The 453-nt window shown below is 64.7% G+C and carries 1 protein-coding gene; it reads right to left on the bottom strand.

Going from position 1 to position 453, the window contains the following annotated elements:
* On the bottom strand, positions 1-453 hold a 453-nt coding region (locus tag AACY52_RS31145; RefSeq protein ID WP_339561515.1), incomplete at both ends, for a transposase.

Raw genomic sequence — 453 nt, 5'->3', positions numbered from 1 at the left:
CAACCCGCTTGTCGAGTTCGGCTAGCATATCGACCATCATCGCGAACATCGGTCGCGCCGCCTCCGGCAGTGTTGCGGCCATCTCGCTGTCGTCTAGCAGATCCGCCAGCATCGCCAGGTGGCTCGGCCCCTTCGGTGCCACCCAGCCATATTCGGTGAGATGCCCGCGGATCGCATTGCCGAGCTGGGTGCGCTGTTTTACCAGCAGATCGCGCGTGCGGAACACCAAGGCGGCGGCTTGCTGCTCTTCGCTCTTCACCGCGACGAACCGCATCGTTGGCCGCTGCGCCGCCTCACAGATCGCCTCAGCATCGACAGCATCATTCTTATGCCGCTTCACGAACGGCTTCACATAGGCCGGCGGAATCAGCCTGACCTCGTGACCCATCGCCCGCAACTCGCGGGCCCAGTGATGTGCGCCGCCGCACGCTTCCAGCGCCACCGTGCATCGCG

Origin of the sequence: Pseudomonas sp. EA_65y_Pfl1_P113, assembly GCF_963970525.1 — a bacterium.
GTDB classification, from domain to species: Bacteria; Pseudomonadota; Gammaproteobacteria; order Pseudomonadales; family Pseudomonadaceae; genus Aquipseudomonas; species Aquipseudomonas tritici.
Note: the sequence above shows the minus strand (reverse complement) of the source record. Positions and strands in the feature narration are given on the sequence as shown.